The sequence below is a fragment of the Alteromonas sp. HB246098 genome, from assembly GCF_054890645.1.
Genome location: NZ_JBTZUG010000002.1, coordinates 373,916 through 400,158, shown reverse-complemented (window position 1 = coordinate 400,158; position 26,243 = coordinate 373,916). Strand labels below are relative to the sequence as shown.

Genomic DNA, 26,243 nt, shown 5'->3' with positions numbered 1-26,243 from the left:
TTGCCGGACCTTTGCTCGTTTGAATTGATATAAAAATACATGAAATCTGCATCGTCTTCACTAACTTCCACTTCAAATGCAATAGAACACCGTTGTGATGTATTGATTATTGGTAGTGGCGCGGCGGGATTAAGCTTGGCGCTTAAGCTCGCCGACCATTGCCAGGTTATTGTACTAAGTAAAAGTGATCGCAATGAAGGCTCTACCCGCTATGCACAAGGTGGTATAGCTGCCGTATTCGATGAACAAGACTCCATAGATGCTCACGTAACAGATACGTTAGCAGCAGGCGCAGGACTTTGTGAAGAGCCTGCCGTGAGGTTTACTGCGGAGCGAGCAAAGGCATGCCTTGAATGGCTTATCGGTTACGGCGTACCCTTTGATACAGAAAAAAGCGAATCTGGCGAGGAACGCTTTCACCTTACCCGCGAAGGTGGGCACAGCCATCGCCGTATTCTTCATGCCGCTGACGCCACAGGTGAGGCACTTCAGATTACATTAAATGACGCGGTATCGACACATCCGAATATCCACGTTTTCGAGCGCTACAATGCTATTGACCTTATTCCTTCAAAAGAAGAGAAAAAAAGTGTTGTAGGTGCCTACGTTTGGAATAGACAACAAGAACACGTGGAAGTCATACGCGCGCCTTTCGTAGCGTTGGCCACTGGCGGTGGCAGCAAAGTCTATCAATATACATCTAACCCTGATGTATCAAGCGGTGACGGAATTGCTATGGCATGGCGCGCAGGCTGCCGTGTAGCGAATATGGAGTTTAACCAATTCCACCCAACCTGTTTATTCCACCCGCAGGCACGTAATTTCTTGATTACTGAAGCACTACGCGGTGAAGGAGCAAACCTCTGCCACGCTGATGGCACCCGCTTTATGCACAAATTTGACGAACGAGGCGATTTGGCGCCTCGTGACGTAGTAGCCCGGGCTATTGACTATGAAATGAAGCGTTTAGGTGCTGACTGTATGTATTTAGATATTAGTCACAAGCCTGCTGATTTTATCGTTAAGCACTTCCCTAATATTTATCGCAAGTGCCGCTCTCTTGGTATAGATATTACCCGCGAGCCTATTCCAGTAGTACCGGCTGCGCATTATAGCTGTGGCGGGGTAATGACAGACTTTAATGCTAAGACCGATTTAAATAATGTCTACGCAATTGGCGAAGTTGCCTACACAGGTCTACACGGCGCTAACCGTATGGCTTCTAATTCTCTACTTGAATGCGTGGTGTTCGCCAGCGCCGCTGCAGACGATATAATTAAAAACCTTCACAGTGCAGAATGTGAAGAGGCTATAGCGCCGTGGGATGAAAGTCAGGTATCAAACTCAGATGAAGAAGTTATCATTCAACATAACTGGCACGAACTTAGACTATTCATGTGGGACTACGTAGGTATTGTACGCACTGACAAGCGCCTTGAACGGGCCATGCGCCGTATCAAACTGTTAGAGCAAGAAATTACTGAGTATTACTCACACTTCAGAGTAAGTAATAACCTGCTAGAGCTTCGAAACCTCGTTACGGTTGCAGAACTCATTGTGCGATGCGCGATGGAACGAAAAGAAAGCAGAGGGCTACATTTCAACTTGGACCATCCTGAACAATTGGACAATCCAGCCCCCACAATTCTTACACCAAGAAAGCAATTGTCGGGTTCTGACGTAGGTTTATTAATAACCCAAGACAGCTTTTCTAGCGGCGACTAAAACATAGCGATACACGCTTGCTATGTAGGGCTAATTTAAGGTTTACGTTCAAATTAAAAACGCCAGCTAGTGCGAACGGATGCTTTAAAAATACAGCACTTGCAAGCAAACAGTGCTATTTATAAACGCCCAAACAAAAAAGAGAGCATACTTGTATGCTCTCTCAATCACTCTTTCAGATGCCTTTTCTTAACCCTGGATTCAATTCAGGGCTATCTTCTTTTAAAGCTTTTTTTGATTAAATACCACACTGATTAAACGCCACGCTCGCTGATAAATGTACAAGGCTATCGTCACTATCGGTTACGTCTAACAGCGCACTAGTATCCGTTTTACAGTGTTGCTGAATATGAATGTTATTAGGCAAGAAAACTGGCTTTTTAAAGCGACAATTTACTTCTTTCACGGTTATAGATTGACTGTTCTCTTGGTGACTTACAAACGCTGACACCGCACAAGATAAGGTCCACATCCCATGTGCTATGGGCTGTTTGAACCCAAAGGCTTTGGCGGATATAGCAGACAAGTGAATAGGGTTATAGTCGCCAGAAAGCTTAGCGTAGCGTCGTCCGGTATTTGCCGATGCATTAATGTCAGCAATTAGCGCTCTATCTTCAAGGCTACATTCGTCACTTAGGTCGTTTTTTGGGCCAAGCGGTGCAACATGTACGGCTTTAACTTTCACCAAATAGCTACTTATGGCCCTATAGACCAGATTCCCCGACTGAAGTGCTTCTAGCATAACGTCCACTTCCCACCCGCGGCTATGGGGTCTCACGTCGTGAAAGCGCACTCGACATTCAAATGGCTCGCTTAAATCACAATGCTCTAGCACAAACACCTTGTTCGCAGCGTGAATCAAACCGAGTAAAGGAAATGGGCTTTGTTTGTCTAGCAAGCACTGCATCTGTAACGGCAACGAAAGCATTTGCAAATAAAGAGGATGAGCATGCTCATTCGCCGGCCAATCAACTTCTTGACAAAAAGAAGCATAGTGCACGTTATCGACATTGAGCGTTTTTGTGTATATGCGCTGCGGCAACGTAGGCGGCTTAAACTGCATAAGTTGCCTGGCGTCAACGCGTTTGAATAACGCTTTAGTATACTCACGAAACATCTGTTAAATTCCTTTAGGGCGTCGCTTTTCTTGCGAAGATAATGGCTCTTGCCAACCTGCGGTAGTCTGCCTCGCAGCACTCACCTTTTAAGACCCACGTCAAATGGTTATGACCTTTTTCGAACCAATGCCGTTTATGGCGCAACACGTTAATGCACATTCCCCAAGTAAATAACTGGGAAGACTGATGAATCTTCATCGATGTGCCATCGGATAAAGCATCGGTTAACACACTGGGCATGGTCGTGCTTGATGGTTCTAAAAGAAGCGCACTATCGTCAATAGCGCGAATAATACCATCGCTGGTCAAAGAGAGTGCATATTGAGTAGTAGAAATATTGTTACTAAACGCGTCATAAAGACGCCAGACTATCATTAACGTAGCCACGGCAACTATGCCCACTAATTCCGCAGTGAAGCCCAGCCAAGACCATAGGTATTGAGGAAGGCTGCATAGTGCTGCCATAAGGCAAACGGCCACGCATAATTCCCCAAATACTTTTCTAAATCTATTGTGCTTTATGCTAACTCTATACTTTGACACGATTAACAATAGTCGCCACCATGGCGGCTAATTCAGGATCTTGGCACTTTTGATGTCCCATTATCCAAGCAAACAAATCAGGGTCATCACTGGTAAGTAAACGTTCAAATATTTCTTGGTCTTCATAACTTAGTGAGTCAAAGGCTTCTTCCACGAAAGGAAGCAATAGTACATCTAACTCTAGCATGCCTCTGCGGCAGGCCCACTTTAATCGGGCTAGTCTTTTTGGTTCAAACATATGTCTTTTATACCGTTTTTTATTCGCCATCAATAATACCATGCCCTGCGGCTGGGGATCACTGCTCTTTTGGTCTGATAGGCAAACTAAATAGAACTTAATCTGCACACATTAGTGTGTACTACCCTTGAATATTGCTGGTTTTACCATACCTTGAGTACATACAGCGAACTTTACAGTGGTGAATATGACATCTATCGCAGCATTACAAGATCTTCCTCATGAGTTTATGGCCAAGCTTTCAAACACCATGACTATTTCATTGGTAGGAGAACAGGCTGACAGCTACCTTCAAGGTCAAATCACGGTCAATATCAATAAACTTGATGCAAATACGGCAAGGCATTTTGCGCATTGTGACAATAAAGGCAAGACGTGGGCTACGGGGTACGTGACCCGCCACTTAAACAAATTATTGCTGCTTACAAATGACGATGCGGGCAGCCATTCGTTAGCCCAGCTCAATAAGTATGGCGTATTTTCTAAGGTCGATATTGTTGACGATTCGCAGGCGTACAGCGCTCACTTCATTTCACTTGATGCAGCAAAATCTGATGAGGTTAAAGCCCTACTAGAGCAACTTTTTTCGAGTGATAAAGTCGCACAACTCGTTGACGGCGATACTGCAGACAAAGGTATGCTGCCGAAAATAGAAAGTGAGCATGGCGTGGCATTTGTAGCCAACACTACTCGCAAAGGCATTGTTGTTCTTTTAGATGAAAACGGCACAAAGCAATTAAATGCGTTAATTGAGACAAAAACTGTGGAGTGTTATTCCCACGTTGTGTTTGACGCCATTCAGATTGAGAGCGTACACGCCTTAGTACAAGGTGAAGCTGTAGCGGAATATGTACCACAAATGATTAACGTACATGCGCTTAACGGTATCGACTTTGATAAGGGCTGTTATATGGGGCAAGAAGTGGTTGCACGAACACGCTTTTTGGGCAAAAACAAACGTGCCGCCTATAGCTTCAAGCTTGAAGAAAAAGTAGATATCAAACCTGGCGATAGCCTTGAAAAGCAATTAGGTGAAAATTGGCGTATAGCGGGCAAAGTACTCAATGTTGCGTCGCTCGATAACGAAACCTGGTTTATTGCTGTGTTAAATAACGACACTACCCCCGAAGATTTGCACAGACTGGCTGATAACAACGCCATTACCTGTTACCCTAATAGCTTGCCGTACAGTATTGAGCAACAAGCAAGCAATATTGTGAAAAAACGTCGATAAGCAGTTTACTGCTGCATTAAATTTATTGCCCTTTTTTTAATCATAGGGCCAAGATAGGATTTGTTATGACAATTACTTCTGACAGCGTTGTAACGCTACACTACACCGTATCTACCGAAGACGGCACAACGCTAGACTCTTCAGAAGGTAAATCGCCGCTAGTTGTACTTCTAGGCCGTCGCTTCTTAATTGAAGGACTAGAAGATGCTCTTATCGGTAAATCGAAAGATGATAGCTTCAACGTTTCTGTAAACCCTGAGAAGGCTTACGGTGAACGTTCTGACGAACTTGTTCAAACCGTACCTCGTTCAATGTTCGACGGTATGGATGTTGAAGTTGGTATGTCTTTCCGCGCCACTACTCCGCAAGGTGAGCAGTCTGTAATCATTATCGAAACAACTGACGAAGAAGTTGTTGTTGACGGTAACCACCCGCTAGCAGGTATTCCGTTGACGTTCGATGTAACGGTTGTAGACGTGCGTGAAGCGACGCAAGAAGAGCTTGAGCACGGTCATGTGCATCAGGAAGAAAGCAGCTGTTGCGACCCGAAAACAGGCGAATGCTCGGAAGATAAGCACTAAGTTGTGTTGAACGTATCAAAAAGGGAGCCAAAGGCTCCCTTTTTATTTTCGAAGAATACGGTTAAATTATATTGCGTCTTCGTTTTGTTCACCGGTACGAATACGCACAGCACTTTCAACGCTGTAAACGAAAATTTTGCCGTCACCTATTTTGCCCGTTTTAGCAGATGACTGAATGGCTTCTACCGCTTGTTCAACGCGGTCATCATCTAACACAAGCTCAATTTTGATTTTAGGTAGGAAGTCAACTTGGTATTCAGCACCGCGATAAAGCTCGGTATGACCTTTCTGGCGGCCAAACCCCTTCACTTCTGATACTGTCATCCCTGCGATACCGACTTCAGCTAGCGCTTCCCTAACGTCGTCCATTTTGAACGGTTTAATGATAGCTTCAATTTTTTTCATGACTACAACTCATCGTAAATTGTTGGAATTGGTACACGTTTGTGTTGTGTACGCTCATAAATATAGAGCAATTTCTCTTCCACTTCTGCAGAAACAGGCTTGCCTTCCAAAAAGTCATCGATTTGGTCGTAGGACATGCCCAGCGCTTGCTCGTCAGCTTTTTGTGGCGAAAGGCTTTCTAAATCAGCGGTTGGGGCTTTAGTGATTACATTGTGCGGTGCACCTAAATGGGCTGCCACTGCACGCACTTGGCGCTTACTTAGACCAAATAAAGGCGCTAGATCACACGCTCCGTCACCGTACTTAGTATAAAACCCTGTAATATTTTCAGCCGAATGGTCTGTACCGAGAACAAGCCCATCAACCATTCCCGCAATTTCATACTGAATAACCATACGAGTACGCGCTTTGACGTTGCCTTTAACGAAGTCCTGCTTCGCATCGCTTTCAGGAAGAAGGTTGGCAATAGCAAGCGCTTGTGAAGTAGAGGCGTGAATTGCGTCTGCACCTGGTTTAACGTTCACCGCTAGCGAATGTGAGGGCTGAATAAAATCGATAGATTTTTGTGCATCTTCTTCGTCAGCTTGGGTGTCATAAGGTAAGCGAACCGCAATGAACTGATAATTTTCATGATGTTCGTCATTTAGCTCGTTCACCGCTAACTGTGCTAATCGACCCAAAGTACATGAATCAATTCCCCCACTAATACCTAATACCAGCGAATTCAAACCTGAGGTAAGCAACTGCTTTTTGATAAAAGATACTCGACGTGCAACTTCATATTCGACGTCAATTTCAGGCAGCACTTTCATTTCATCAATAACTGCTTGTTTTTGCATTGTAATATCCACGTATTTTTGAGGCGTCCTGGAACTCGATTCTACGACAATATCACTTCAGATGTTAGTGATATCCTCGCATCTATTTGATTTACCTTGCACTTACAGTGCAAAAGAAAACGCATCGGATGTATATTTTATTATTTTTGAGCGTAGGCATGGGTTGTGCGAAACAGTTAACCGTAAGGCGTATGGTCAACTATGCGATATCACGGTAAAACATACCTTTGCTAGTGTATTTTAGTTTACCCTAAAAAATAGGCGAGTAATGCATATTTATCGCGTAGTATCATTACATCGAAGATAGAATAAGAAAGTAAATTGAAGGTGAATTAGTTTCTTGCTCAAGGCAAGCTCTGAAGGCTCAGACTCCCTAAAAGCAATAGCTTTACCTGCGGTTTGTATGGCGCAATTCATTAGTTAATGATTTAAAAAGTTTGGAAAATAACAGTCTCACAATGATAAGAACAAGATTAAAAAAATATCCAAAAGCCTTTGTTAAACAAAAAGGTCTTACACTGCTGGAGATGTTGGTCGCCGTTGCTGTACTGGCGATTATTCTCACTACTGTTGCGCCCAGTATACAAAGTGTTCTTATCAAAAATAGAATTACCTCAGATATAAATAATTTAAGTGCCGTGGTGCAGCGGGCCAGGTTTACCGCGGTAGACGAACAAGCAAGTGTTGTTTTGTGTCCAACAGAAAATTACACCGCCTGCACAAGCAGCTGGAAAAAGGCGAAAATGGTATTTGTGGACAAAAACGGTAATGGTAGTCGTGACAATAACGAGGCACTTATTGTTGCAAGCGATCCGCTTAACTCCGCAAACGCTATCTACGGTGTAACAGGAAGCTTAATCTTTGACGAGCAAGGCGCAATCGATACGGCTGCAACAATTACGCTGTGCCCCAAAGATAACGATGCAGACTATGCCTCTGCCCTATTACTGTCGCTATACGGTCGAATTTCGATAGCTGTAGACAGTGACGACGATGGTGAAAAAGAAGATTTAGATGGTGATGCGCTATCTTGTAGTTCATAGCCGTAGTTGCTTCCCCCCCACTTCCCACCCGAAGTTAGTATACGCAGTTAGTAAGCTGGGTTGAAAACGCTATTACCAGCATTCTTTCGGGGCCAACGAGGTTTCACTAATTTTTAAAACCCTACAACTGTCATTTTGCTTTTTAAAAAATAGCGTAGCTGCCACTTCATATCCACCACTTTGACTCATCGTCTGTGCAATGCTGACTTTATCGATATTGGCTTGAGGCAGAGCAGTCAACGGTAGGTAGACACCTGACTCTAACCAACTTCTCGACTGCATTGACTGTATTGATAACAAGTACGCTTTAACTTGATTTACTTGGCTTAATTGCCAACTTGAAATTATCGCTGTTGTAGTTGCTAAACTTAATACACTAACGATAGCGAGCACAGCCAATACCTCAACTAGCGTAAATCCTGTGTTAGAAATTCGATTGTTTAAACCAACGCTATTCCCTTCCATGGTACAGCTTTCTCTCATTGTGTTTTTCAGTACATTAAGCCTATCAATTTAGCACGGGCACTATTACTGGACTTACGCATGGCTTTTCCTGGACGAAGAAATAAAAAAAGAGAAGATAATGGGTATATGCGCGCAATAGGTATGTCGCTCATTGAATTACTTATCGTGATAAGTATTACAAGTATATTGTCGGTAAGCGCGATTCCGTCATTTCAAACGTGGCTAGAGCGAAACGATTTTAAACATTTCGCGTCGCAATTAGCCAACTCAGCTAAGCAAGCACGTATTTATGCACTTACCCAAAAAAAGCCCTATTACCTCATCGCAAAATTCGAAAATGCAAACTGCGTAATAATCAGTAACGATGAAAACTGCACCTGTTCAACATACCAGAACTGTGCGTTAAATGACGCCGCGTTTTGGGAGCTTCCAGCAAAATGGAATTCAAAGCTAACCACGTTAAACGCAAAAGACAAAACCGTAGCTTTCAATCAACAGGGTACAGTTAATTTCGGCAGTGCCACCACATTTGAGCTTTCCAGTGACCATTTTGCTGCCAAAGTCACGGTCAGCCCGCTGGGTCGTGTGAAGTTGTGTAGCGAACAACGCATTACAGGTATTACGCTGTGCTAGCTTTTCCAAAAACATTGAACGATTTTAGTACAAATAAAACTGGCGGCTATAGTATTACAGAGCTTATGGTAGCCTGCACTTTATCGGGCATACTGATAGCAGCGATAACGACTTATAATGTGCAGTCTTACGTTAGTTTATCTTCACTACAACATGCTACCGCAATAGAAGAAGACGCCCGAGCACTCCAAGATACTATTTCACGACATTTGAGCAGAGCTGGGTTTATTGAAAATAGCAGCACGCTTACGCCTTTTATAACCCTTGCGAGTACCCCTCAAACAGTGGCTAACGTGAGCCTTGGTCAACAAACTGGTGAAACAGCAAATAGCTGCATCACGTTTTCCTACGATAAAAATCGCAGTGGCGTTATTTCTACAGCGCAAGACGAAATGTTTGGATATCGACTACACGATAAGGCAATCGAATACAGGGTTGGAGGAAAAACCTGTACGCAAGGGGGATGGTTTGATTTAACCGACCCAAATACTGTCGAAGTAACTCAATTTGCCGCAATGGTACTGCACAACAGCAGCTGGGGTGCCGCTTATGAAATTAAATTAAGTCTGCAAAGTGTGATAGACCCCAGCCTTGTTGTCAGCAAAACATTTGTGGTGGAGGCGACCAATGAGAAATAAAGAGATAGTGAAACAGAAGTCTATTACCTCATACACACCAACATTTACGTGTAAGCCTTACTTTTCAAAAGCGAAGCATGAAGGTATGGCACTCCTCTCGATTGTCGCTATTCTTCTAAGTGTCGTGACGTTTACGACTATAGTTACCTCGCAAAGCGTTCAGCAGTACTATGCCATACAGAAAATCAGGCAAGAGACGGTAAGCTCTCGAATACAATTAAAACAACATCTCAAAGAAGTGGCGACAGCGCTTAGAACGGAAAGTATTTCAACGGTGCTAACCACGACAAATCAGCCCTTTCTATCAACCACAGTTAATCAAGAAAGCCTAACGGGTGTTGGTCAGCAGTCTCTCACTCAGTACGAAGTGAACGTTTCTCACAATGCAGAAAACATTCAATATAAAGTTAATTTTCTTCGTTACCCTGCCCTTCTTAGATTGCCCACCACATCACAGCTATTTTCATGGGATAACCAGCTCACTCATTGGCTATTCAATCGAAGTGAAGCCGAGCTAAGTCCAGCATTTTTTCCCAACAGCGCGACAGCTTCTCATTGCTACAACTTGGAGAATGCCACAGTCTATTGGATAAATGGTGACTGCGTTTTAAGCCATAGTGATCTAACTCATACATCAAGTTCAGCGCCTGCCTTGTTAATAGTGGTAGATGGAGATCTTACTATAAGTGCGAATACTCACTTCTTTGGGCTGATCATCATGCTCTCAACGACTACAGCTACTCATGAACTTCACCTGACACATTCCAGTTCAATTAAGGGTGCATTCGTGTCTAATACACAGTTACAACAGCAAATTTATGGCCTTTTGACGCCTTCAGCGCAAGTACTTAGCAACCTACAGGCTAGCACTCATATAGCGAAAATAATTCCCGTTCCTGGAACCTGGTATGACATCAATTAAAAAGCCCCAACAAAAAGAATTCAAAAGCGTATTGGCGATAATGCGTAGAATCACACCTGATGATAATCGTCTTTGCTCAAACTATAGTGGTGCGAATAGAGGTGGAGTGTTAATAGAGGTACTCATAGCGCTTTTAATTTTTATGACCTCTAGTGCTTACCTACTTTCAAGCGATATTAAAACACGAGTGCTTTGGCAGGCAACGTTAAAGTCACAAGACGAACAAACAAAACATTTAAATACTACAAGATTGGCACTCACACAAGATAGCGTAGATCAGCGTTGGGAGGATATAGCCGTGTTTGGTATTCCGACAATCACACCTTAGCGTATTATAGTTTGCTAAGGTGCAATAATGAGGTGAATCAGCTAATCCTTAACAAGACCAGCAATATTCATCGGTTTCAAGAGAGCCATTATTATTTTTGTCCCACCCTTTTCTTCCATCGCTGAAGTAGTAAAGGGTACCATCTGCGGCTTGACCAGTTCCCGATACAGGGGTCGCTCTCAATTCGTAATCAGTCACTCCTGCAGATTGGATAGTCAGATTATAACGACGATTAGCCGTTGGCTCTGATGAAGGTGAGTGTGTTGCAAAAATAGAAGGCGCTCCGGTATCGCCTCCGCTTGCGCCTGCACCTTTGTAGCTAAAAGAACCACTATGATGACGCTCCATCGCTGACGCTAGACCTAACAAGTCAGCCTGACCGGTACCGCGATACCCATCAGCAATAACTCCCTGATAAGACGGATAAGCAATAGCCGCGATTATGCCTACGATAGCCACCACTATCATGAGTTCAATAAGTGAAAAGCCCTGAGCGTGTTTTTTTGCTTCCATGATTATTCCCTTTCAGTTTCTGAATGCCAGCTACCGCGTTGTATACGTTCAAATCGCCCGTAAATGTTTTCAGCTAAGCACTCAAAAGCACTGTTACAAGCTTCGTCATTGCCGTCCTCATCGACCTCTATTACCGCAGACACACACTCAGTACCTAAACATACAACCGGGCTAACAATATCTTCAATAAGTATTTTGGTTTCAGGTGCAATACCGGTTTGCTTCAACTCAGCAACGCGATCATCACCATTCACATCACCGTCGTTATTCACATCTGTAACAGCATTGCCATTAAACATGCTAACAAGATATGCACGACTGTTTCCGGTAGGCGGTGCACAGGCGCTGGTACTGCTTGCAGCCGGAACATAGGTGGTAAAGAATACTTTGTAGTCGATTATAAGCGGAGACGACAGCACTTTCTCGCCATTTGTTGTTAGGTTTAAATACCAGCCATCTTTATTGGCGAACTCTGCTGCCGCAAGAGCTCGCTCGCTTTCATCACTGCTATTTAGCGCGTGACTGGTAGCGTTGTACATTTTATTTTCGGTCACTGTAGTCATGTACGTGTACTTGCCGTTTTCATCGCGTTTGAATACTCCGCTATCTTTAAGCATGTAGAAGTTATCTTCCACTACGGTATCTAGTGGAGATGCACGCCAGCCACTCCCCAACGCAACGGCATAATACAATTCATCACCTAATGCGATTTCTGTGACATCCGGCCCATAGTAAAAACGGCGATTGGTTTCTTCAGTATCGCCACCGAAATCGGCAATACGTGCACCTTTTATAAAGTCAGAACCAGACTCTCCATTATAAATATCCAGACGAAATAGTTGGCCCCCTGTATCAGCAACATACATGTGGTCAGCTTCACCATCATTATCCCTATCGATGACAGAAATGCGCCCCGGGATACTATAAGTCATATGGGTTAAATCAAGATCAGAATCTTCATTACTGGCGTGCCAAAGTAGGCTTCCCGTATCAGCATCAAACATGTAGACGGCATTACCAACTGCGTCGTTGGCTCGTATCGCACGATCATCTTGAGCGTCATCATAACCGCCTCCAACAATCATCACGTTTTTAACTTCACCGCCCATATTTACTTTTGTGATAGTTGGTCTCGACCACGTTTGACCTAACTTAGTTAAATCACCTTCTCCGCCAGTAAGTTGATACTTAAGCTTAGGCGAGTTTTTCGCAGTAACGTCAAAGACGTAATAGTTGCGGCCACCTCTACGCATGCCAACATAAAGATACATTTTGTTATCCACTGTACGCAGAACCATATCGCCATCTAGTCCATACTCATGGTTTAGCGACGGAGTATCTTTGTAGAAGTGATGTAAATTTTGTAGCAGCTCTTTTGGCATGATGGCAAAGTTTTCTTCGCCGGTTTCTGTATCAAATGAATGAAGCATTCCTTGGTTAGTCGCGACAAAAATGGCCGAATCGTTAGTACCATAATTCACAATGATAGGCTGTGAATGAATGGGGTCGCCCATTTGGGTTCTGTAGTCACTCGTACTGCCATTTCCATTGCTGTCTTTTACATCAACACCTCGTGCCCATTTTAAGATAGCCTCTCTTAGCTCATCCGCGTCGGTCTCATTTTGGATAGCAAGATCTTCATTCGTAATATCAGAGTTATCTTCATGAAGTTCATTGTCCTCATCGACAATAGACCCCGTTCCGTCAAAAACATAGATGTTGCGGTTTGTACCCATACGACTTGCGGCTCCACCTTCGCTCACCTCACTGCCGTCAGCGAGTGTTGACCAATAGCTATGAGAATTCTCAGCAAAGAACCCGGTTTCGCTATCCACAGCACTGTGACTGTTCTTATCGAGAATTTCGTCTCCACTCAATCTGTAGCGCTTTAAGTTGCCAGGCCAAATCGCGCCTTCGCTAGGCTTAAACAGCGCAAAATAAAGCTCATCTCTGTGGGTAAGACGGTTTAACTGGTTTACGGCAACACCGGGGGAAACGAACGTGGCATTCACGTCTTTTACAGAGCGTAAAATAGTATTGAAAGCTTCAAGCAAATCAGTGCTGTTGTCCGCTTGATAGAAGCCACCACCGCTTTGCAGCGCGAGTTGGTTGAGGAAATTATTAGCAGTATTATTCGCCGCGAAACCTATCGTGTGCGTTATAACTCTTGGCCCAATAACCGATGTAGACGTATCGCTGATGTTTTTAACCAAGTCAAGGCCGCACTTTTCGCCGCCACTACCCGTACAGTTTTTACCTAGCAGCGTTTGAATTTTAGACACACTATGGTTGTTATTTGCTTCACCGTCAGATAACAAAACGATGTGATTATTGGTTTGACACTGTAAGTCAGATACCGGCGAAATATAGGTCGCGGGAGTGGGAATTTGCTCTGTAACGCAATCGCTGTCAGATAGATTATCTTCTGAACATCCAAACGGTAAAATAGAGTCTGCACCTATATAAGAGCTACGATGGCTTACTCTGGTACTTTTTCTAACGGAATTGTTAACTCCGTTCTCACCACGTTTGCGGCCATAATCTACACTTCGACCGCCATAGTAATTTGTGGCTTCTAACAAGGTATCTACGATAGGAGTAAAGCCATTGGCACTTAGCTCATCAATCTTACTTACTAAGTGTTCGCGCACTGATGCTGTTGCGCCTGGCGTGGCGGCACCATTAAACTTCACAATCAATTTGGGCGCTTTAGACGGTGAGTTATAGGTGTGCGCTCCTCGATAAGACACAAAATCGTCCATCACAAACGCCATATCATTACCTGACCGCCAACCAGAGCGGTCGACGATTTGTTTGACGATACTGCTTATATTCGGCGTGCGATAATTGTTGTTGTTGTAAAAGTCAGGCATTGACCACGTAATGCCTGAGGTTTTTGGCAGATTTCGCAAGCGATAGCGTTGGTTTGGATGAAAGTCTGCTGCATCATCGTCCGCGACACCGCGTATACGCATACTAGGGTTGCCATAAGTTACAGTACTGTAGGCCGTAAACTCGAGGTACGCCTCTGTTATTTCAGCGCCTTGCGGAATATTTACGTTTCTGAACCTTACCCCTATGTAGTCGTTGTATGATGGGTGAAACGTGAGCTCACTTCCTGTGTTAGGATAACCATTGGTCGCTTCTTCAGAGTTATCTTTAGAGTTACCAACTTGATAAATGCCCTCACCTTGCACACACCCCGTCGCGGTAGAGTCATCGTAAGATACAACTAATTGTGGCGCACCGCTTTGTCCTAAATCACTCGCTCTTGCCTCTCGACCACTAGCGCTGTCCGAACTTGAACCTTCAATCAGGATATTTAAGTCTTTTCCGCCACACCAAGCAGATAAGTCCACAACTTCTTGTATTACAGCGCTAATGTCTGGCGTGGTAATGACTTCACCTGAGGCGGGAAAACTATTGTCAGTCAACCATTCGACATTGGCGCTTGTTTTGGTCCGTTCGCTAAGATTATCTCTGCTTGAAGAAAACTCGGTGCTAGATGCAGATGCTTCTGCTGAAATGACAAGAGAAGTACCTGCAATATTAAACCTTTCAGAAGTAAGGCGAATATTAGCACTAACGATGGTAGCCCCTTGCGGTATGTTTAAATCGGTAAAGCGCAGGCCAGAAGTTACCGTTTGGGTGCCACTACTTAATATCAAGTCGTTGCTGTCTGTAGTCACATTACCGTTTATTTCATGGGCATCATGATCATCGTCGTTTGTTGAAACAATAATTTCAGGACGCACAGCCTCATCAATATTACGTATAGGATATAGGATTGGCCCGCCATAATCAGAAAATCGCATCAGACCAGCATTAATATTTGTGGCAGAGCGCAACGCGTCTTTCAGCGCATTTTGTACCCGGAGCATTCTGGTCTGACTGGTGTTATCATAAGACCCCATACTTCCCGATGAGTCCATTATAAAGAGTACATTTGGGTTATAGGTAACCGCACTGCTGGCATTGCCTAAATAAATATCAAGGTCATCGCCAAAGGCAGAAAAGCCAATACAGCTAAACAGCGTAATTGAAGCAAGGTAATTTGTTATTTTTTTCATCATAATACCTATTGTGAAGCCGGGCCAAAAACGGATGCAGCTAAGCTGTTAGCTACCACTGTGGACTTACCCGCAACTTTTCCGCAGCCTCTAATAATAAATACGTGGCAGTTAACATTACTTCCACCGATTACATTGCTAGAACCTCGGCAAGCTTGTTCACGAATAAATGCCGTGCGCGACCAGCTTTTTGAAGACGCCTCATTTTGATATGTACCGTCTGTAATATGCCTATCACCGATAGTTAAGCCGCCTTCAGTCATGTATCTATCAGTCCATTGATTTTCGTCGAAACAGCTCATAGAGTCTGCTTCAGGATTGAAAATAGTGCCTTGCCTTGCTTCTGAAAGTGGATCCGTTTTTGCTGGGTCAGTGAGCAAGGCCTCATCTTCGGATTCGAAAAAAACACCCGCAATTGCAGCTTCAGCCGCGTCGAACGCTAATCCACTTTGCTGCATAGACACGGCCATCTTCGATTGAGACAAACTGCTGGTTACAGCGCTTACGCCTAAAACCGTGATAGACAGCAAAACAAGTAGTGCAAATACCATGACTAAGCCTTGCTGTTTCATTTCGAACTCCTGACAAAATTTTTCATATTTCTTAGGGCCAAGGTCTTAGAAAAGACTTGATAATAATGGTCGGTCGTCATTGTTTTAGACGCCTCATTTAAAAGCGCATATTTTTGTGCTTGGGTTTGTCGCACTTCATTTTGGTAGCTTTTAAGCATAATGGCCCATCGCAATGACACCACTTGTTGATTGAGGGCTCTTAGGTTATCGATAGCATCGGCAGTTACGTAAGTGACGGCCTGACCATTAGAACTTGTGATCACGTCTGACACGCCAAACTGCACTTGAAAACTTTCCACGTTATCTAGCAATGTGACTGTAATAGGGTCAACCGTTTGCGACTTAATACCAAGTAAAACGCGCCCATCATAACCGGTACATTTTAGTGCACTGCCGCTCACAAAATAATGATTAACAACGTGGAATTCGCGTCCAGCATAGCCATGTGCGTTACCTGTACAATCTTCGTGATTCAAAAGGCTTACTACGAGTTTATCGCTACCACCGCTGGTGGTCTGTACGCTACCTAACGTGTTATTAGTGGAAAAGTCACCGGGCAAAGCAACTGGATGATTTTCGACATAAGCAGCTTCAGCGACAATATCAACAGATGTATCGACATCTGCGACAATTTGGTCATAACGGCCAACTTCGTAAAACTCCGCCGACAAACGGGCCATAATGAAGCGCCCAGATTCTTGAACTTGAGCCACCGCTTGATTAACTTTATTGGTAACGCTTGAACTGACTAAAACCTGAATAACCGCACCTGAAATAATCAGACCTAGAGTCAAAGTAATCATTAACTCAACGAGTGAAAAGCCGTATTGTGTTCGTTGACGATAGCTATTCATAGCGTGACGTCCTTAAACACACACCCATTGCTGTCACCTTCGGCTTCGTTACATCGCGAATTCAAATTATATTGCTGGTTGCCGGAGGATGACACGGGCCACATTAGCAAAATTTCCACACGTGAACCCGGGCTACAACTGTAAGTGTCAGCGGCGTTATTGTCATCACAGGTTACTGAAACTGTAGTTTGTGGATTTGTCTGCACTGCAGAGCATGAAAGCGCCCAGCCATCATACTTGGCCATTTGCACTTCACTACAGGCTTGCCCTTCACAGTTAGGAATGTTGGCGGGTCTTGTTAGGCAGCAGCCATAATAGGGCTGAGAGGTATTTGAGCAACTTAAACCTGAAAAATTATAGGTTGTGTCTGTGAAATAGTCGTTGTTCGCCACCATGCCATCGCCCACCGTTGCAGGACGTGCAGCGGCACGTAATCGCTCTGCTACTTGTGCGGCAACCATTTCCGCTTGGGTCCGGCTTATGGCATCTTTATTAGCAAACGAACCGGTAAACTGGAGTGCAGCAACGCCCAGTAATCCTACCGCCAATATAAATAGAGTAATCAAAATCTCTATTAGACCTACACCGCGTTGGGTGCAGATTGTGCTTCCTTTCACTTGGTTTCTCGCCACCTTTTTAACTCTCATCACTTTTGCCAAATTCGAAACGTAAGAACGGGTGTTATCACCAATTTAGTATAGTAAGACAAAAGCGCATTACGCTGGGTATTATTGGTTATCAAAACGTATAATTTTTAGCTACCTAAAAGGTCACAAACTGGCTATTCATGTTACGCTGACTTCCTCGGCCCTGCCGCACGAATACTTCACAGTATCGTAATTAAAGTCTCAGACTTTACACGACCAGCGTGCACGCTACTGTAGTATTGAAGCTTCACTTCCAACAAAAATAAAACTGACTGGGTACCTTGTACAAGTAGCTAAATTTTTTTAGTCGCTAAACCTCATTTTAATTTAAGGTATCATTATCTATCCGCAAGTCATTGAATTTCCAGTAGACAAAAGCATAAAAAAACACCGCAACAAAGTGCGGTGTTTTTTTATTTTGAAAATGTAGCGAGTTTAAACGACTTGCTTAACTCTCAATTCTTTAGGAACAGCAAATTCTACGTTCTCTTCGCGCCCGGAACGCTCAGAAGCCGAAACTGCGCCCCATGCTTTAAGCTTATTTACTACACCTTGCACCAAGACTTCAGGGGCAGAAGCACCTGCGGTAACGCCAATATGCTCTACGTCTTCTAGCCATTCCTCTTGAATACAATTAGCGTCAGCAATCAAATAGGCTTTTGCGCCAATTTTTTCAGCCAGTTCGCGAAGACGGTTAGAGTTTGAGCTATTCTGTGCACCAACAACCAGTAATACCTGACAATCTTGGGCTAGGTCGCGCACCGCGTCTTGGCGATTTTGTGTTGCATAGCAAATATCGTCTTTTCTAGGGCCGTTGATTTTAGGAAACTTAGCGCGAAGTGCATCAATAACATCAGCGGTATCATCAACAGACAGCGTAGTTTGGCTGCAATAATAAAGATTTGCAGGGTCTTTAACTTCAAGCGTCGCAACATCAGCTTCAGATTCAACTAAATAGATACCGCCTTCTTCATTGCTATACTGACCCATGGTGCCCTCTACTTCAGGGTGACCAGCATGACCAATCAAGATGCACTCAGTACCTGTTTTGCTAGCACGAGTAACTTCCATATGTACTTTAGTAACCAAGGGGCACGTGGCGTCAAAGACCTTGAGACCACGACTTTCTGCTTCTTTTCTTACCGCTTGCGATACGCCATGGGCAGAAAATATTACTATGCTGTCGTCTGGCACTTCGTGTAGTTCATCCACAAACAGCGCACCGCGCTCGCGCAGACCGTCTACGACGAACTTATTGTGTACCACTTCGTGGCGCACATAAATTGGCGGCTCAAACATTTCAAGCGCTCGCTCAACTATTGTGATAGCTCTGTCTACGCCCGCACAGAAGCCGCGAGGGTTAGCTAAATGAATCTGCATAACTAGTGTCCACCTTGTGCTGAGGCGCCAGGCTTAACATCAATGATTTCTACATCGAAAATAACCGTTTGACCTGCTAACGGATGATTGAAGTCTACCGTTACTGAATCGCCGGCAGCACTTCGGATAATCCCCGGAATTTCAGAACCATCTGGCTGTGCAAAGGCTAGAATCATGCCTTCTTCTACTTGTAAGTCAGCACCGAAGCGGCTTCTATCCATGTAGTGAATATTGTTCGGGTCAGACTGACCAAACGCATCTTCAGGGCCTAATGTGAAAGACTTTTTGTCACCCTTTGCGAGCCCAAGTAAACACGCTTCAAAATTCGGTGTTAGGCTGCCGTCACCCATAACCATTTTTGCAGGTTTGTTATTTACACGAGTACTGTCTGCAGCAGAGCCGTCTTCAAGTTTCAAATCGAAGTGAAGAATAACTTCGCTATCTGCGCCTATTACTAAAGAATCTGTCATAACCTTTCCGAATACTACTTAATGGTTTCGCTACTTTTCGCGCTGCTTGCTTGCACGTTTGCGCTTTTTTCTTCACTTCTTTTATCGCCATTTTTAAACATGTCGATGATAAGTAAAGCCGCACCTATAAATATGGCGCTGTCGGCAATATTGAAGGCGGGCCAGTGATAATTGTTTACGTAAAAATCTAAGAAGTCGATGACATAACCATGAACTAAACGGTCGTAAACGTTTCCTAGTGCACCACCTAAGATAAAGGCAAATGCAACCGGCAGCATTTTTTGCGAACGAGGTGACTGTTTCAGCCACCACAAAATCACTACACTTACTACAACAGCAATGGCAGTGAAGAACCAGCGCTGCCAACCACCCGCATTTTCTAAAAAGCTAAATGCGGCTCCGTAGTTGTGCACGTAAGTAAAGTTAAAAAACGGCAGTACCTGTATCGACTGATACAGCGACATGCTGTCGATAACCGTATACTTACTCCATTGGTCGAGGATAAACGCAACTGCGCTTATCCATAAGAAACGCAACCCCGTTTCGCGAAAAAGCTTAAGCATAGTGACGCTCTTCTCCGTCTCCATCGATGTTTGTCACACAGCGACCACATAGCTCTTCGTGACCTTCATGTGAACCAACATCTTCACGGTGATGCCAACAGCGCACGCATTTTTCGCCACTTGCTTTATCAACGCTTAGCCATAGACCTTCAACGTCTGTAGCTTTCGCATCAGACGGAGCATTGTCGACTTTGGTTAGCGTAACGCCCGATGTAATAAGTACGAAGCGTAGCTCGTCTTCAAGTTTTGCTAGTACGTTGTACAACGACTCGGTAGCATAAAGCGAAATGCTCGCTTCTAGTGAACCACCCAGTTCGCCATCTTTACGCGCCTGTTCCATCGCTTGGTTTGCCGCGTCTTTTACGCTTAGCACTTGATGCCATAGGGCATCATTAAACGTATCGCTTTGCGTGAAGTTATTAAACCCTTCGTACCAAGTTTCAGTAAATACAAACTCACTACGCTCACCTGGTAGCGTTTCCCAAATTTCTTGAGCAGTAAAGCTGGTGATAGGCGCCATCCAACGAACCAATGCTTCAATGATGTGGTACATGGCCGTTTGGCATGAGCGACGGGCCAAGCCATCTGCTTTGGCTGTATATTGACGGTCTTTAATGACGTCTAAATAGAATGACCCCAGTTCAATTGAACAAAAGTGCGTAAGCTTCTGTGACACTACTAGTAGGTCATACTTTTCATACGCTTCGATAAGCTCTTCTTGAAGCGCCTTGGCACGAGCAACAATCCAGCGGTCAAGAGCAACCATATCATCTTCTGCAACTGCATCTTTAACGTCAAAACCGTTAAGGTTAGCAAGAAGGAAGCGTGCCGTATTACGTACGCGGCGATAGCCGTCTGCAGCGCGTTTTAAGATTTCATCCGATACCGCAATCTCGCCGCGATAGTCAGTAGACGCTACCCATAGACGAAGGATGTCTGCGCCTAATTTGTTAGTCACTTCCTGAGGCGCCACAACATTACCTACCGACTTCGACATTTTTCTGCCGTGGGCATCTACCGTAAAGCCGTGTGTTAGCACTTCTTTATAAGGCGCGTGACCGTGCATGGCAGTTGATGACATAAGCGAAGACATAAACCAACCGCGGTGCTGGTCAGAACCTTCAAGATATAAATCGGCAGAGGCCGGGATATCATCGCGACGGTCTACCACAAAGTAGTGAGTTACGCCTGAGTCAAACCATACATCTAGGGTATCAGTTACTTTCTCGTAGTTGTCTAACTCGCTACCAAGCAGTGCTGCATCATCTAGATCCCACCACGCTTGTATGCCTTTCGCTTCAACTTCTTGCGCCACTTTTTCCATCAATGCCGCAGACTCAGGGTGAATCTCACCGGTAAGTTTATGCACGTACAAAGGAATAGGCACGCCCCACGTACGTTGACGAGAGATACACCAGTCTGGACGACCTTCAACCATTTTTTCAATGCGGTTTTGGCCCCAATCTGGGATCCACTTGGTTTGCTTAATTTGTTCAAGTGATTCAGCGCGAAGGCCTTTCTTATCCATGCTAACAAACCACTGAGGCGTAGCGCGGAAAATAATTGGCGTTTTGTGGCGCCAGCAGTGTGGGTAGCTATGCTCGTATTTCACGTTCAAGACAAGGTTGCCCTTCTCTTTTACCGTTTCAATAATTTCATCGTTAGCTTTAAATACAAACTTACCTGCAAATAGAGGCGTGTTTTCAAGGTACACACCATTATTACCTACCGGATTGTACACTTCGATATCGTATTGTTTGCCAACGTTGAAGTCGTCAACACCATGAGCAGGTGCAGTGTGAACACAGCCAGTACCAGACTCTGTAGTAACGTGTTCGCCTAAAATTAGCGGTACTTCAAGGTCTAAGAATGGATGATTCACTTTAAGCTTATCTAGTGCTTCGCCAGTACAGGTTGCCACTTCACGGAAATCTTCTACGCCGTAACGATTCATACAGCTTTCAAGCAGGTCCTGCGCTACCACTAACCATTCGTTTGACGGCTGAACCTCAACAATTGCGTAGGTAAGTTCAGGGTGTAAGCTAATTGCACGGTTGGCAGGTAGCGTCCACGGTGTAGTGGTCCAAATAACAACGCCCGCTTTGTGTGAGGTTAAGTCGCTTTCAGATACGCCGAACGCTTCTGCAATTGCAGCAACATCAGCTACTGGGAACTTAACGTCGATAGCCGGAGAAACTTTGTCTTTGTATTCAACCTCTGCTTCAGCAAGCGCTGAACCACAGTCTGTACACCAATGAACAGGCTTAAACCCTTTTTCCAAATGACCAGAATCAACAATTTTACTTAATGCACGAATGATGTCGGCTTCAGATTTGAAGTCCATGGTTTTATATGGGTTATCCCATTCACCAAATACACCTAAGCGTTTAAAGTCGGCCATTTGGCCGTCAATTTGCTTTTGCGCATATTCGCGACATTTTTGACGAAACTCAGCTGCTGTAACTTTCTTACCCGGCTTACCAACTTTCTTTTCTACCATCAACTCGATTGGCAGACCGTGACAATCCCAACCAGGAACATACGGAGAGTCGAAGTCGGAAAGGTTTTTAGACTTTACAATAATGTCTTTAAGAATTTTATTAACCGCGTGACCAATGTGAATATCGCCATTTGCATATGGAGGGCCATCGTGAAGAATAAACGGTTTTTTACCTTTTTTCGCTTCACGGATCTTGCTGTATACCCCTTTTTCCTGCCAGTCTTTAAGCATTTTTGGCTCGCGCTGAGCAAGGTTACCGCGCATCGGAAACGCAGTTTCTGGAAGGTTCAGTGTGGCTTTGTAATCACTCATAAAATTGTATTATCCGGTTACCTTAATGTTCACCCAATGCACGAAAACATTGTGAAGGCGATATTCATTTTGCGATGTTCAAATTAAAACGCTGAATTTGAAAAATTCAACGTAAAACTGGGTGTCGCCCCCACTAACGCGAGGCCGACGAAATATGTTCTAGCACCATGATGCACTTGCACGTTCCACAAACAAGGATCAACGGTTAAAAAGTCGAGCACAATGAAACTAATACGCGCACAAACGTCTTTTGACTTTATCACGTTTAACTATGCTAATAACAGACGCGCTTGCGCCGCATCCGCTTGAATTTGATCTTTCAACGCCTCGAAAGAATCAAATTTAATTTCATCTCTTATTTTCGCCATGGGAAACACCGTAATGGGCTTACCGTATAGGTCAGATGACAAGTCAAAAATGTGAACTTCAAGTTGGTTTCGTACCCCGTTTACAGTGGGACGAGTACCAATGTTAGCAACACCGTTAAAGTGCTTGCCATCTACATCAACACGCACCGCAAACACGCCGTGAATGGGTGTTTTCTGGCGTTTAAGCATTACGTTAGCGGTCGGAAAGCCAATGGTACGGCCTTTTTTCTCACCGTGCACAACCCTGCCGTGAATAGCGAAGGGGCGGCCTAACATTTCGGTAGATAGTCCGAAATCACTGTCAGCTAGCGCTTCTCGAACCGCAGTTGAGCTTATTCGATGAGCGTGCATAGTAAAACTATGGGTACTTACTACATCGAAGCCGTACTGACGACCCGCCGCTTCAAGCATCTCGAAGTCACCTTTACGACCATTGCCAAAACGGAAGTCATCACCAACAACTAGGAATTTAACACCTAATTTGTCTACCAGTAGGTCGTGGACAAAAGTGTCGGCACTTTGTTTTGCAAACTCTGCGTTAAAGCGTACAGCAAGCAGTCTGTCCACACCTTGTTGGCGCAGCAATTCGTATTTTTCACGAAGAGGGCTGATACGCGCTGGGGCCTTATCAGGCATAAAAACTTCTTCAGGTTGCGGTTCAAACACCATCACGGTGGCTGGAAGTGATAGCGATTTCGCTTTCTCAAGCACATTCGCCAGCACAGCCTGATGACCACGGTGTACGCCGTCAAACTTGCCGATAGTGAGCACACACCCTTTGTGGTGCGGTTTTACATTGTTTAGCCCGCGGATAAATTCCACTGTTAGCCACTACCTTTTAACTGCTAGAAATTCAAAGCTCGCGATTATAGCCGACCACGAGCACAATACCAAGCACGCGCACTATTCCCGCGCTGTCGGGTTACCGTAATTAAAAATTACTCGCCACCGCTTCTAAAGTGCCTCGGACGCATGCCTAGAACAACCATAGATGTCATAAATAATATCACCGATAGCGAAATGGTTATCCCTACCTCTAACATTTGGGCAGAAAGCGATAAATCAAAGAAGGCTAAGCCTTGGTCTCGATAGTAGATAAGCCCGCCCATGGCAGCACTTGAGAGTACCACGCGCGCTATAAACAGAACCGATGTACGACTAAGCGCAAATACTCCTTGACGGTGAAGCGTTATATAGAGCAAAGCAGCGTTTAGCGTAGCTGACATGCTAGTCGCAATAGCTAACCCTACATATCCAAAAGGTATAGCAAGGACTACGTTAAACACCATGTTAGCGACCATACACCAGATACCAAATTTCACCGGCGTTTTAGTGTCTTGTCGGGAGTAAAAACCTGGAGCAAGAATCTTAACCAGCATAAAGCTGAGCAAGCCAAATGAGTACGCAGTAAGCGAGTAAGAAGCCATAATGGCCGTTTCTGCAGTAAATGCACCGCGTTGGAATATAACGGTTAAAATAGGCCTTGCCATTACGCCGAGCCCTACTGCTGCCGGAATGCCTAACAAACACACCATGCGAAACGCCCAGTCGATATTCGCAGCAAACGCTTTAGGGTTATTGCTTACATGATTTCTAGACAGCGTAGGTAAAATAACTGTAGCAATGGCGATACCAAACAGCCCTAAAGGAAACTCAAGTAGTCTGTCTGAATAGTACAACCAGCTTATTGAACCGGTAACTAAAAAGCTGGCGATAAAGGTATCAAACAGCAGGTTAATCTGTCCTACTGACACACCGAATAATGCGGGGATCATAAGGGTTCGCACTTTAACCACATTTTCGTCGTGCCAGCCCCACTTCGGCTTAACTAAAAGTCCAGCTCTGAACAAGAACGGTAGTTGAAACAAGAACTGCACAATACCGCCAATAAACACTCCCCAAGCGAGAGCGTATGCAGGCTGTTCCAATTCAGGTGCTAAATATATCGCACACGTAATAATACATACATTTAGTAAAACAGGAGTGAAGGCTGCAACGGCAAATTTGTTGAGAGTATTGAGTATTGCACCAGCCAACCCTGTTAAGGAGATAAATGCTAAGTAAGGAAAGGTGATTTTTAGCATGGTTGATGCAAGCACAAACTTGTCGCCAGCTTCATCGCCTTCAAGCCATGCCATAAACCAACCGGTACCAAAGAGGGCAGCCAAAACAGGTGATGCAACAACGCCAATAATAGATACCACAAACACGATAGCGCCTAACGTACCGCTAACTTTCGCAACAAATTCTCTTAGCTGCTTTTTATCGTCGTTTTCATGAACTTCGGTTAATACCGGAATAAACGCTTGCGCAAATGCGCCTTCAGCGAATAGACGACGAAGAAAATTAGGAATTTTGTTAGCAAAGAAAAATACGTCAGCGGCTGCCCCATCGCCCATAAGCTTGGCAACAACAACGTCGCGTACTAGGCCCAACACCCGCGATAACAAGGTCATAATACTGACGATAAGACCAGATTTTATTAACTTCCGTGACACGTCACACTTCCAATAAAGGTAAAAATAGGCTGAACAGCAAACAGTTTTTAAGAGTCATTAAAGACGTCTGCTACGCGTAAAGCGACAACAACAAGTTGCGAGCGAGCCATAATAGCGAAAGCCTATGGTCTACGAAACGATTTATTCAAAATAGTTGTGCACCTTTATAAACTTTCTTGCTATAATCCGCGCCCGATATGGGGTGCTGTTGTTTATGCATGTCTATCGCTTAAATGTCCTGAAAGAATTCCGTTAAGGTTCTCTTTCAAAAAATGTCGCAGAGAAATGTCGCAAAGAATGTGCAACGTGTTGAGCATACTTTGTGTTCAATAGCTTGCGCGTTTTAACGCGGAACGATTTAAGTTTTAAATCGTTTGACATTTGGGCGTTTGGTAGGCACAATCCGCACCCTCGTTTTTGACATGAATTTATTTTGGGAGTTACACCTTGGCTAACATTAAGTCTGCTAAGAAGCGTGCAATCCAAGCCGAAAAGCGTCGTCAGCACAACGCTAGCCGTCGTTCAATGACTCGTACAAGCATCAAGAAAGTTAGCGCTGCAATTGCAAGCGGTGACAAAGAAGCGGCACAAGCTGCACTTACTGCTGCTACTCCAGTACTTGACAGAATGGCTACTAAAGGCTTGATTCACAAGAACAAAGCTGCTCGTCATAAGAGCCGTCTAGCTGCACAGATTAAAGCACTAGGTTAATCTTTACGATTAGTAGTTAAAAAAGCGCCCTTCGGCGCTTTTTTTGTATCTGTAATCGACGCTAATTAGCATG

The 26,243-nt window shown here is 44.4% G+C and carries 26 protein-coding genes; 9 read left to right on the top strand and 17 right to left on the bottom strand.

All coding sequences use genetic code 11. The features are described from left to right. Positions 1-39: 39 nt before the first annotated feature. Positions 40-1,725, top strand: coding sequence for an L-aspartate oxidase (nadB, locus tag ACYTPF_RS07655; protein ID WP_461851780.1), 1,686 nt, complete (start codon positions 40-42; stop codon positions 1,723-1,725). A gap of 238 nt (positions 1,726-1,963) precedes the next feature. Here the strand turns inward: nadB and ACYTPF_RS07650 are convergent, their stop codons facing one another. The 3 genes from ACYTPF_RS07650 to ACYTPF_RS07640 are packed head-to-tail and all read right to left on the bottom strand — an operon-like array spanning position 1,964 to position 3,624. Continuing rightward, on the bottom strand, positions 1,964-2,842 hold the full coding sequence (locus ACYTPF_RS07650; RefSeq protein ID WP_461851779.1) for a MaoC family dehydratase: 879 nt from the start codon (positions 2,840-2,842) through the stop codon (positions 1,964-1,966). Positions 2,843-2,855: 13 nt separating this feature from the next. After that, a complete protein-coding gene (locus ACYTPF_RS07645; protein WP_461851778.1) occupies positions 2,856-3,323 on the bottom strand; it encodes a hypothetical protein in 468 nt (155 codons plus the stop codon). Between the two features lie 49 nt (positions 3,324-3,372). Further along, complete coding sequence (locus ACYTPF_RS07640; protein WP_461851777.1) at positions 3,373-3,624, bottom strand: FAD assembly factor SdhE; 252 nt, start codon at positions 3,622-3,624, stop codon at positions 3,373-3,375. Between the two features lie 187 nt (positions 3,625-3,811). Between ACYTPF_RS07640 and ygfZ the strand changes: the two genes are divergently transcribed. Next, entirely contained in the window at positions 3,812-4,858 is a 1,047-nt protein-coding gene (gene ygfZ / locus ACYTPF_RS07635; RefSeq protein WP_461851776.1) for a CAF17-like 4Fe-4S cluster assembly/insertion protein YgfZ, read from the top strand. 65 nt (positions 4,859-4,923) lie between these two features. Then, positions 4,924-5,439, top strand: a complete 516-nt coding sequence (locus tag ACYTPF_RS07630) for an FKBP-type peptidyl-prolyl cis-trans isomerase (RefSeq protein ID WP_461851775.1) — start codon at positions 4,924-4,926, stop codon at positions 5,437-5,439. Positions 5,440-5,505: 66 nt separating this feature from the next. Here the strand turns inward: ACYTPF_RS07630 and ACYTPF_RS07625 are convergent, their stop codons facing one another. Beyond that, positions 5,506-5,844 (bottom strand): P-II family nitrogen regulator, encoded by a 339-nt coding sequence (locus tag ACYTPF_RS07625; protein WP_012517511.1) that lies wholly within the window; start codon positions 5,842-5,844, stop codon positions 5,506-5,508. A 2-nt stretch (positions 5,845-5,846) separates the two neighbouring features. Then, on the bottom strand, positions 5,847-6,683 hold the full coding sequence (gene nadE / locus ACYTPF_RS07620; RefSeq protein WP_461851774.1) for an ammonia-dependent NAD(+) synthetase: 837 nt from the start codon (positions 6,681-6,683) through the stop codon (positions 5,847-5,849). Between the two features lie 458 nt (positions 6,684-7,141). Between nadE and ACYTPF_RS07615 the strand changes: the two genes are divergently transcribed. After that, the gene (locus ACYTPF_RS07615; RefSeq protein WP_461851773.1) at positions 7,142-7,726 is read left to right on the top strand and encodes a GspH/FimT family pseudopilin; all 585 of its coding nucleotides are present in this window, start codon (positions 7,142-7,144) and stop codon (positions 7,724-7,726) included. Between the two features lie 72 nt (positions 7,727-7,798). On the opposite strand, the gene ACYTPF_RS07610 is transcribed toward ACYTPF_RS07615, so the two are convergent. Continuing rightward, positions 7,799-8,191 (bottom strand): type IV pilin protein, encoded by a 393-nt coding sequence (locus ACYTPF_RS07610; protein ID WP_179984011.1) that lies wholly within the window; start codon positions 8,189-8,191, stop codon positions 7,799-7,801. Between the two features lie 78 nt (positions 8,192-8,269). Here ACYTPF_RS07610 and ACYTPF_RS07605 point away from each other — a divergent pair, with 78 nt between their 5' ends. The 4 genes from ACYTPF_RS07605 to ACYTPF_RS07590 are packed head-to-tail and all read left to right on the top strand — an operon-like array spanning position 8,270 to position 10,712. Beyond that, a complete protein-coding gene (locus tag ACYTPF_RS07605) occupies positions 8,270-8,824 on the top strand; it encodes a GspH/FimT family pseudopilin (RefSeq protein ID WP_461851772.1) in 555 nt (184 codons plus the stop codon). Continuing rightward, positions 8,818-9,462 carry a potassium:proton antiporter gene (locus tag ACYTPF_RS07600; protein ID WP_461851771.1) on the top strand — a complete coding sequence of 215 codons (645 nt, stop codon included), beginning with the start codon at positions 8,818-8,820 and terminating at the stop codon, positions 9,460-9,462. The genes ACYTPF_RS07605 and ACYTPF_RS07600 overlap by 7 nt, the downstream gene beginning before the upstream one ends. Continuing rightward, positions 9,452-10,384, top strand: coding sequence for a hypothetical protein (locus ACYTPF_RS07595; RefSeq protein WP_461851770.1), 933 nt, complete (start codon positions 9,452-9,454; stop codon positions 10,382-10,384). The genes ACYTPF_RS07600 and ACYTPF_RS07595 overlap by 11 nt, the downstream gene beginning before the upstream one ends. Further along, positions 10,371-10,712 (top strand): type II secretion system protein, encoded by a 342-nt coding sequence (locus ACYTPF_RS07590; protein WP_232091205.1) that lies wholly within the window; start codon positions 10,371-10,373, stop codon positions 10,710-10,712. The genes ACYTPF_RS07595 and ACYTPF_RS07590 overlap by 14 nt, the downstream gene beginning before the upstream one ends. 48 nt (positions 10,713-10,760) lie before the next feature. Here ACYTPF_RS07590 and ACYTPF_RS07585 read toward each other — a convergent pair whose 3' ends face one another. The 11 genes from ACYTPF_RS07585 to murJ all read right to left on the bottom strand — a co-directional run bounded on the left by ACYTPF_RS07585 (position 10,761) and on the right by murJ (position 25,459). Further along, the gene (locus ACYTPF_RS07585; protein ID WP_179984013.1) at positions 10,761-11,225 is read right to left on the bottom strand and encodes a type IV pilin protein; all 465 of its coding nucleotides are present in this window, start codon (positions 11,223-11,225) and stop codon (positions 10,761-10,763) included. A 2-nt stretch (positions 11,226-11,227) separates the two neighbouring features. After that, on the bottom strand, positions 11,228-15,295 hold the full coding sequence (locus ACYTPF_RS07580) for a PilC/PilY family type IV pilus protein (protein WP_461851769.1): 4,068 nt from the start codon (positions 15,293-15,295) through the stop codon (positions 11,228-11,230). Positions 15,296-15,303: 8 nt separating this feature from the next. After that, positions 15,304-15,867: a PilX N-terminal domain-containing pilus assembly protein gene (locus ACYTPF_RS07575; RefSeq protein WP_179984014.1), complete on the bottom strand. Its 564-nt coding sequence runs from the start codon at positions 15,865-15,867 to the stop codon at positions 15,304-15,306. Beyond that, entirely contained in the window at positions 15,864-16,721 is an 858-nt protein-coding gene (locus tag ACYTPF_RS07570; RefSeq protein ID WP_179984015.1) for a PilW family protein, read from the bottom strand. Before ACYTPF_RS07570 ends, ACYTPF_RS07575 begins: the two co-directional genes overlap by 4 nt. Then, positions 16,718-17,368, bottom strand: a complete 651-nt coding sequence (pilV, locus tag ACYTPF_RS07565) for a type IV pilus modification protein PilV (RefSeq protein WP_179984016.1) — start codon at positions 17,366-17,368, stop codon at positions 16,718-16,720. Before pilV ends, ACYTPF_RS07570 begins: the two co-directional genes overlap by 4 nt. 435 nt (positions 17,369-17,803) lie before the next feature. Further along, on the bottom strand, positions 17,804-18,748 hold the full coding sequence (gene ispH / locus ACYTPF_RS07560; RefSeq protein ID WP_461851768.1) for a 4-hydroxy-3-methylbut-2-enyl diphosphate reductase: 945 nt from the start codon (positions 18,746-18,748) through the stop codon (positions 17,804-17,806). Positions 18,749-18,750: 2 nt separating this feature from the next. Then, a complete protein-coding gene (gene fkpB / locus ACYTPF_RS07555; protein ID WP_179984018.1) occupies positions 18,751-19,218 on the bottom strand; it encodes an FKBP-type peptidyl-prolyl cis-trans isomerase in 468 nt (155 codons plus the stop codon). A gap of 14 nt (positions 19,219-19,232) precedes the next feature. Next, on the bottom strand, positions 19,233-19,781 hold the full coding sequence (gene lspA / locus ACYTPF_RS07550) for a signal peptidase II (RefSeq protein WP_461851767.1): 549 nt from the start codon (positions 19,779-19,781) through the stop codon (positions 19,233-19,235). Then, the gene (gene ileS, locus ACYTPF_RS07545) at positions 19,774-22,593 is read right to left on the bottom strand and encodes an isoleucine--tRNA ligase (RefSeq protein ID WP_461851766.1); all 2,820 of its coding nucleotides are present in this window, start codon (positions 22,591-22,593) and stop codon (positions 19,774-19,776) included. The genes lspA and ileS overlap by 8 nt, the downstream gene beginning before the upstream one ends. 269 nt (positions 22,594-22,862) lie before the next feature. Beyond that, positions 22,863-23,783, bottom strand: coding sequence for a bifunctional riboflavin kinase/FAD synthetase (ribF, locus tag ACYTPF_RS07540; protein WP_179984021.1), 921 nt, complete (start codon positions 23,781-23,783; stop codon positions 22,863-22,865). A 116-nt stretch (positions 23,784-23,899) separates the two neighbouring features. Then, on the bottom strand, positions 23,900-25,459 hold the full coding sequence (murJ, locus tag ACYTPF_RS07535) for a murein biosynthesis integral membrane protein MurJ (RefSeq protein WP_461851765.1): 1,560 nt from the start codon (positions 25,457-25,459) through the stop codon (positions 23,900-23,902). A 447-nt stretch (positions 25,460-25,906) separates the two neighbouring features. Here murJ and rpsT point away from each other — a divergent pair, with 447 nt between their 5' ends. Further along, the gene (gene rpsT / locus ACYTPF_RS07530) at positions 25,907-26,170 is read left to right on the top strand and encodes a 30S ribosomal protein S20 (protein ID WP_461851764.1); all 264 of its coding nucleotides are present in this window, start codon (positions 25,907-25,909) and stop codon (positions 26,168-26,170) included. Positions 26,171-26,243: the final 73 nt, after the last annotated feature.

What these genes read in the sequence shown, in the direction of transcription:
- ACYTPF_RS07610 (WP_179984011.1), bottom strand. Translation starts at nt 8,191, where the DNA reads ATGGAAGGGAATAGCGTTGGTTTAAACAATCGAATTTCTAACACAGGA.
- pilV (WP_179984016.1), bottom strand. Translation starts at nt 17,368, where the DNA reads ATGAGAGTTAAAAAGGTGGCGAGAAACCAAGTGAAAGGAAGCACAATC.
- ACYTPF_RS07640 (WP_461851777.1), bottom strand. Translation starts at nt 3,624, where the DNA reads ATGTTTGAACCAAAAAGACTAGCCCGATTAAAGTGGGCCTGCCGCAGA.
- ACYTPF_RS07595 (WP_461851770.1), top strand. Translation starts at nt 9,452, where the DNA reads ATGAGAAATAAAGAGATAGTGAAACAGAAGTCTATTACCTCATACACA.
- fkpB (WP_179984018.1), bottom strand. Translation starts at nt 19,218, where the DNA reads ATGACAGATTCTTTAGTAATAGGCGCAGATAGCGAAGTTATTCTTCAC.
- ACYTPF_RS07605 (WP_461851772.1), top strand. Translation starts at nt 8,270, where the DNA reads ATGGCTTTTCCTGGACGAAGAAATAAAAAAAGAGAAGATAATGGGTAT.
- ACYTPF_RS07630 (WP_461851775.1), top strand. Translation starts at nt 4,924, where the DNA reads ATGACAATTACTTCTGACAGCGTTGTAACGCTACACTACACCGTATCT.
- ispH (WP_461851768.1), bottom strand. Translation starts at nt 18,748, where the DNA reads ATGCAGATTCATTTAGCTAACCCTCGCGGCTTCTGTGCGGGCGTAGAC.
- ACYTPF_RS07615 (WP_461851773.1), top strand. Translation starts at nt 7,142, where the DNA reads ATGATAAGAACAAGATTAAAAAAATATCCAAAAGCCTTTGTTAAACAA.
- ygfZ (WP_461851776.1), top strand. Translation starts at nt 3,812, where the DNA reads ATGACATCTATCGCAGCATTACAAGATCTTCCTCATGAGTTTATGGCC.
- nadE (WP_461851774.1), bottom strand. Translation starts at nt 6,683, where the DNA reads ATGCAAAAACAAGCAGTTATTGATGAAATGAAAGTGCTGCCTGAAATT.
- lspA (WP_461851767.1), bottom strand. Translation starts at nt 19,781, where the DNA reads ATGCTTAAGCTTTTTCGCGAAACGGGGTTGCGTTTCTTATGGATAAGC.
- ACYTPF_RS07650 (WP_461851779.1), bottom strand. Translation starts at nt 2,842, where the DNA reads ATGTTTCGTGAGTATACTAAAGCGTTATTCAAACGCGTTGACGCCAGG.
- ileS (WP_461851766.1), bottom strand. Translation starts at nt 22,593, where the DNA reads ATGAGTGATTACAAAGCCACACTGAACCTTCCAGAAACTGCGTTTCCG.
- ACYTPF_RS07625 (WP_012517511.1), bottom strand. Translation starts at nt 5,844, where the DNA reads ATGAAAAAAATTGAAGCTATCATTAAACCGTTCAAAATGGACGACGTT.
- ACYTPF_RS07590 (WP_232091205.1), top strand. Translation starts at nt 10,371, where the DNA reads ATGACATCAATTAAAAAGCCCCAACAAAAAGAATTCAAAAGCGTATTG.
- ACYTPF_RS07585 (WP_179984013.1), bottom strand. Translation starts at nt 11,225, where the DNA reads ATGGAAGCAAAAAAACACGCTCAGGGCTTTTCACTTATTGAACTCATG.
- nadB (WP_461851780.1), top strand. Translation starts at nt 40, where the DNA reads ATGAAATCTGCATCGTCTTCACTAACTTCCACTTCAAATGCAATAGAA.
- ACYTPF_RS07580 (WP_461851769.1), bottom strand. Translation starts at nt 15,295, where the DNA reads ATGAAAAAAATAACAAATTACCTTGCTTCAATTACGCTGTTTAGCTGT.
- ACYTPF_RS07570 (WP_179984015.1), bottom strand. Translation starts at nt 16,721, where the DNA reads ATGAATAGCTATCGTCAACGAACACAATACGGCTTTTCACTCGTTGAG.
- ACYTPF_RS07575 (WP_179984014.1), bottom strand. Translation starts at nt 15,867, where the DNA reads ATGAAACAGCAAGGCTTAGTCATGGTATTTGCACTACTTGTTTTGCTG.